Source organism: Candidatus Thiothrix phosphatis (assembly GCF_035668035.1).
Taxonomy (GTDB): Bacteria; Pseudomonadota; Gammaproteobacteria; order Thiotrichales; family Thiotrichaceae; genus Thiothrix; species Thiothrix phosphatis.
The window spans coordinates 1-6,081 of sequence record NZ_JAYMYJ010000149.1 but is presented as its reverse complement, the minus strand read 5'-3'; the positions used below and the strand labels follow the sequence as shown (position 1 = coordinate 6,081).

Sequence of the window (6,081 nt, the reverse complement as noted above, 5' to 3'; positions counted from 1 at the left end):
TCCGTCCCCAATTGTCTAAATCAAAAAAGGCGACAACTAGCCTGACATAGGGGGTGGCTTCCGTAGCGATAATCCATGCCCTACCTCCTCTGCGGTACAGCACATTGTCGCAGCTAAAGCTGACCGGCTGAAGCCGGTGGTTTTAACCTTGGGTATGGAAATAATCAAGTCGCAATCATGTTAATCGAGTGAATGATCGGCTAGTGAAACTAAAATCTTCTATGGCCTTATCAGCGGGAAACACCAGATCGGCGTTCATGCGTTCAGCCATGGCGGGAGTCAGTGTCTGGAAACGGGGTAAAACATGGGAGAGCTGGATGGCGAGACGGAAAGCGGGGAGGGGAATGGGCAGGATACGGGCAGGTTTACCAAGATGTTGAAAGATGCGTTCAACCATTTGGCGGTAAGTGAGGGTTTCGCCGCCACTGAGGTTGTAGGCGTGGCGAAAGGTGTTGGGGTTGCGCAGGCAATCAATGCAGGCATTGGCGACGTCATTGGCATGGATGGGTTGGCGCAAACCCCGAGCCTTGCCAATTACCGGGAAGAAGCCGAAACGCTGGATAAAACGGGCAATAGTCGTGATGTTCTGATCTAGACCCGCACCGTAGATAAGGGTAGGGCGGAAAATAGTCCAGTCAAGCTGGTGTAGTTGCCCGAAACGGGCAAGCCAATCTTCAGCCTCTGTCAGCTTGCGGGCAGTTTCACGTTCACCTAGCGAAGAGGATAACTGTTTGCTGAAGCGACTGGTGGAACTGATGGCGATGATGCGGGGGGGAAGCTGGCTTTGCAAGGAATCCAGCAGTCTGGGCAGGAGCCAGATGGGGGCAAGGTGAATGAGCGTATCGCAGGGGGAGGGGAGGGTAAACGGCTGGGTAATATCCTGCAGGAGCCAGCCCTGATTATAATCGTTTGCGAGGCAAGCTCCTTCAGGGGCGGGTAGGCGGTGGGATATGGCGACGACGGGTATTCTCTGCTCAGCCAAGCGTGGCAGGAGAAAATGCCCGATCAGGCTGGTGGCCCCCGTGACCAGGACAGATTGCATTCAGGTGCGCAGCTGTCTAAGGCTGTAAACCAGCGCAATACCACCAAAGCGTAGCCAGACGCCCAGCCTGACCAGCCACATCAGCGCTCCGGGGTACTGGTGGCGGAAGAACTTGCGGTAAAAGCGCATCATGCCCCGATGTTTGTGCCACTCCACGAAAATGGGGCGTGACTTGCTGCACACGCCTTTCAGGTGTGGTACGCGGGCGGTGGGAACAAACAGAATTTTCCAGCCACCCTGGCGGAAGCGCATACAAATGTCGAGGTCTTCGCAGTGCAGGAAGTAGTTTTGATCCCAGCCACTAAGTTGTTCAAATACATCATGGCGCACCAGCATGCAGGCACCGCTGATGGCCTCGACTTCGACAGGTTCGGCTGGCAAGGGTTGCAGATGCAGGTCGTAATCGCGGAAGTAGTGGGGCAGGAGGCGGGAGAGGCCAAACGCGCGGATGAAGGTGCGCCATGGCGTGGGGATGGCGCGGCGTCCACCAGCTTGTTCCGTGCCGTCCGGGTTCAGAAGTAGTCCGCCGACCATGCCGACATCGGGGGCGCTGGCCAAGGCAGTTTGCAGGTTGGGTAGGGTATCGGCTTCCAACCTGCAATCAGGGTTTAGAAACAACAGATAATCCGTTTGGCAAACGTTTGCGCCGATATTGCAGGCGGCGGCAAAGCCAAGATTGGTAGAATTACGGATAAGCCTGAGCCTAGGGTGGGCAGTAAAGGTTTGTTCAACAATGGCAAGACTGTCGTCTCGTGAGGCATTGTCAACAATGATGGCTTTCAGGCTGGGGCAGGCGAGAACAGAAGCGATGCAGTCAACCAGAATGGAACCGCCAGCATTGAAATTGACGATGACAACGCAGGCATCAATTAACGGAATTAGGCCAGAAGTCGGGGTTAATGAACTGTTCATATGTCCATGGGCAGGCGGTGTTTTTATTCCGTGGCCGTTTTGCTGGAGAACGGTGTTTCCAGCCCCACTTCGCGGCGGACGCGGCGGTAAATTTGGGTGATGGGGACTGTCAGGCCGACGGATTCGAGTGTAATGGTATCTTCCGCGTAATAAAATTCGGCTTGCCAGTCGGTGCGGCGGCGGAACAGGCGCAGGGCAGGGGTGTCCTGCGAGACGACCACGTATTCCAGCAGGGAGGAGATTTGGGTGTAGTTGTCGAACTTTTCCTTGAGGTCAACCCGTTTGGTGTTGGGTGACAGTATCTCGACAATCAGGATAGGGTTGGTGCGGTAGTAGGGGTCATCGGTATTGTCGCCGCAGGCTGCCATGATGTCGGGGTAGTAGGCGAAAGGTTTGTGGTCGCGGGTTTGGCCGATCACCTTCATGTCGGATTGCCACACCCGGCAGTGGTCGGGCAGGTGAATGTTGATTTGGGCGCAAAAGTCGCTGGCAATGGTATTGTGCGCTTCGCTTGCGCCTGCCATTGCGTAGATTTCGCCGTCAAGGTACTCACTACGGGTTTCGACATCGCGCTCGCCTGCCAGATAGTCATCGAAAGGAATGAAGTTGTGTTTGAGTGCATATCCCATGAGAGCCTCCTGCTTGAGCATCAAGGTCAAGTGTAGCTCAGGGGGGAGGTTTGCGGAAGCGGCTATACCAGCGCATCCAACTCCGCGCGGCTGAGACCTGTAGCCTGCATGATCGTTTCCATTGGGATTCCAGCCCCCAGCATATTGCGGGCGACTTGCCGGATGCCTTGTTCAATGCTCGTAAATTACCTAAGAAAACGGTAAAGGCCATCAACTGCCACTTCCAGGCCGACAGATTCCAGCAAGAAGTTTTGCCCACTCAGATAGCGTTCCACTTGCCACTCGGCGCGCCTGCGGTAAACCTCAACAATAGGCGTATCTTGTGAACACAAGACATATTCCTGCAAAGTGGGGAGCAGCCGATACCCCGTCAACTTTTCCGTGCGGTCTTTGCGTGCCGTACTGCCGGAAAGGACTTCCACAATCAGGCAAGGGGAGGTGTTGAAGTGGCCCTCTGTCTCTTCCTCGCATGTCACCTGTACGTCAGGGTAGTAGTAGCGGGTATCCCCAATGGTTTGGATGCCCACTTTCATATTTGATTGGAAAATCTGACAACGGCTGTCTTTAAGATGTGCATGTAGGGCGGCAAAGAACTCACCCGATACGAGATTGTGTCCCCGGCTTGCCCCCATCATTGCGTATATTTGCCCGTTTACATACTCATACTTGATGCCATCTGGGCGGTCATTTTCACCCAGCAAATAGTCTTCAGGGGAAATGTGCGCGGATTTTGTTAATGCACTCACGCCCTATGCAGCCATCAATGTTTTTCCAGCCAGTGCAGATGTCGTAATTGGCTGCCCGGCCAGCCCCTGCCAACAGGTGCCCCTCAAAACGCGTAATGCCGACAACCCCTGCCTCCTGCAGGTTTCCACCACGGTGAGGATGTGGGCGCGGAAGCGGTCCCCACGCGCAGACTGGGTGGCAAAGCTGGTCTTGCGCCAGACCACATAAGGCCGGATGGCCCGCTCGGCCTCATTGTTGGTCAGGGGCAAACCGGGATGCCGGACAAACGTGAACAGGCACCCGACATCCTGCAACAGCTTTTCACATTGGTTGCGGGATTTTTCCCGGCACACCTCGGCGCCTTGTTGCAGATGCCGGACCAATTGTCCCTGCACTTTCCGGCATCGTCGTCGGAAATGGCTTTCTGCCAGCCCTTGCTGGCGGCGGTGGTCAATCCGGATCAACAGTTGCAGTGATTTGACGATTTTCTTGCCCATATGGCCGTCAATGCCGCGCCGTTGCTCCATTTTCTTGAAATTCCGGATCACATGCGGGATGCAAAACTGGCGGCGTCCGGCAGGCACGGCCTTATAAGCGCCATGCCGGTCAGTGACCAGGAGCGCCTGAAAACCCTCACCCAGGAGATTTTCAGCGGCCAGCTTGCCGCGCGAACAATGCGTCTGGAAATAGGCGGCTTGTGGCGCCGCCAAAACCCACATCCAGCGTTGTCCCTGTTTATGCCAATGGGTGGTCTCATCGGCATGTGCCCAGGGAATCTTGCGCAGGTGGTCACGCACTTCCTGTGCCAAAGGCCACAGCCAGGGCGTGACCCGGCCTTGCATGTTGCTGATGCTGCCCAAACTGACCCGCAGTTCATGGAAGGTTTGCAGGTATTCCCGGATCTGGCGGTCACTGAGGTGGAACTGGCCATTCAGCAAGGCCACACAGGCATGCAGGCGGGGGCCAAACGGCGTCCCGGACACGCCGTCGGGCAATTGGGCATACTGCGGGGTCCCGCAACGGCAACAACAACCGTGGTGCAGGCGATGTCCCGTAACCAGGGGCCGGGCTTCCGGCAGTTCGATGGTTTGGTGGCGCAGGGGCGCTTTGCCACTGGGCATCACCTCACCACCACACAGGCAGCGTCCCGGATACCATTGGTGAAATTCACCAACCTCCCCTTCCGGGTGCAAGGCTCGGTGATGGCCTTCATGCCCCGGCTGGCCACCTTGTTTCCGCCCACTGCTGTCCTTTTTCTTTGCACGCTGTTTTCGGTCACTCGGGCTGTCACTGGATGGGGGCTTGGAGGAATTGCGGGAGTTGCCCGCACGTCGGCCCCCCAACGCATCCAACTGCTCCTGCTGGGCTTCGACAGTGTCCAGCAGCAGCTCAATGGCCTGTTTCGCCTGATCCAGATCCTTCGGTTCACCCAGCAGTTGTTTGAGCTTGTGTTTCAGCATCCCCCTAGCTCAACAAAAATTACACAGATTTGCAAGGGGCTGAACGCTTACGTGTAGCTTAGGGGGGAAGTTTGCGGAAGCGGGCCATCAGGTTGCCGGGGATAACGCGTTTGTCGAGCACTCGCCAGATGTCGGCGATGCTGGCCTTGCGGTTTTTCTGGATTTGTCGGCGTTTGCGCCACATGTTGGGCAGGCCCTTGATGGCGTCCCATTTGGCCTTGAGGATGACCTTGCCCTGGCCGCGGGCGGTAAACCAGAGGATGGAGCCGACGTTCAGGGCGAGGTGGAGGGGGAGCAAGGCCCAGAAGAGGATGCCGGGCATGTTTTTGACGTAGGTCCAGACCAGGTTGCGGTGGCCGTGGTAGACGGAGAAGTCGCTTTGTTGCCCGCCGGTGGTGGCGGAGCCGACGTGGTGGACAACGGCATCGGGGACGTACATGGCCTTGTAGCCCGCCAGCCGCAGGCGGAAGCCGAGATCCACGTCTTCCACGTAGCAGAAATAGTCTTCGTCGAAGAAGCCGATTTCTTCCAGGGCGGAGCGGCGGTAGAGGGCGGCGGCGGCGCAGGGCGAAAATATTTCGTGCGGGGTCAAGTCTGCTGATGTTTGTGGAACCGCGTGACGGTCACGCCAGACCAGGCCGCTGAGGTGGTAAGTATCACCGATGCCGTCCAGCAAGCTGGGGTCATGGTGGCAGAGTTGGCGGGAGCCGAAAGCGGCAGCGTCGGGGTAGTCGGCGGCGGCTTGGAGGAGTTTTTCCAGCCAGTCGGGTTCGGGGAATGCATCGGGGTTTAAGAGGCCAACAAATTCACTGTCGCTGTGCAAAAGCGCAATATTATTACCTTTAGAAAAGCCTAGATTATTACTTTCTTGGATAAATCTTACTTGTTGCCAAGACTGGATCCCGCCAGCAGAACCGTCAGAGCTTGCATTGTCTAACAGCCATATTTGGGAGGGAGGAGTAAATTGATTTACTAATCTCTTTAGGACTGTTACTAACAGTTTGCCACTATTCCAATTAACAATTACAATATCAGCATTGTTCATTAGTCTTCAATATCTCTGTACACGACAATTTTCCTAATCAGCGGTTTTCAGCAGCAAGGTGACATTGCCATTTACGCTCGCGATTAAGTTTGGAGGCCATAAAAACAGCATCCACAAGCGGAGGTTTTCTGCCGCTGCACACAAGCCATGCAGTAAATGACCGGTCAAATGGTCGAGTCCGTAGCGGAACAGGCTTTGTTCGGGCCGTCCATGCCCCCTATGTCAGGCTAGTTGTCGCCTTTTTTGATTTAGACAATTGGGGACGGA

At 55.9% G+C, this 6,081-nt stretch carries 7 protein-coding genes; all 7 read right to left on the bottom strand.

Annotation, left to right across the window (positions count from 1 at the left end):
* Nucleotides 1-175: 175 nt before the first annotated feature.
* Nucleotides 176-1,042 (bottom strand): NAD-dependent epimerase/dehydratase family protein, encoded by an 867-nt coding sequence (locus tag VSS37_RS18970; protein ID WP_324697742.1) that lies wholly within the window; start codon nt 1,040-1,042, stop codon nt 176-178.
* Entirely contained in the window at nt 1,043-1,954 is a 912-nt protein-coding gene (locus tag VSS37_RS18965; protein WP_324697741.1) for a glycosyltransferase family 2 protein, read from the bottom strand. It abuts the gene before it with no gap.
* Between the two features lie 23 nt (nt 1,955-1,977).
* Nucleotides 1,978-2,583 carry a Uma2 family endonuclease gene (locus VSS37_RS18960; RefSeq protein WP_324697740.1) on the bottom strand — a complete coding sequence of 202 codons (606 nt, stop codon included), beginning with the start codon at nt 2,581-2,583 and terminating at the stop codon, nt 1,978-1,980.
* Nucleotides 2,584-2,645: 62 nt separating this feature from the next.
* Nucleotides 2,646-2,747: an Rpn/YhgA-type helix-turn-helix domain-containing protein gene (locus VSS37_RS21950; RefSeq protein WP_510952328.1), complete on the bottom strand. Its 102-nt coding sequence runs from the start codon at nt 2,745-2,747 to the stop codon at nt 2,646-2,648.
* A gap of 21 nt (nt 2,748-2,768) precedes the next feature.
* The gene (locus tag VSS37_RS18955) at nt 2,769-3,329 is read right to left on the bottom strand and encodes a Uma2 family endonuclease (protein WP_324697738.1); all 561 of its coding nucleotides are present in this window, start codon (nt 3,327-3,329) and stop codon (nt 2,769-2,771) included.
* 3 nt (nt 3,330-3,332) lie between these two features.
* A complete protein-coding gene (tnpC, locus tag VSS37_RS18950) occupies nt 3,333-4,769 on the bottom strand; it encodes an IS66 family transposase (protein ID WP_324697737.1) in 1,437 nt (478 codons plus the stop codon).
* Between the two features lie 58 nt (nt 4,770-4,827).
* Nucleotides 4,828-5,814 carry a glycosyltransferase family 2 protein gene (locus VSS37_RS18945; RefSeq protein ID WP_324697736.1) on the bottom strand — a complete coding sequence of 329 codons (987 nt, stop codon included), beginning with the start codon at nt 5,812-5,814 and terminating at the stop codon, nt 4,828-4,830.
* Nucleotides 5,815-6,081 lie beyond the last annotated feature (267 nt).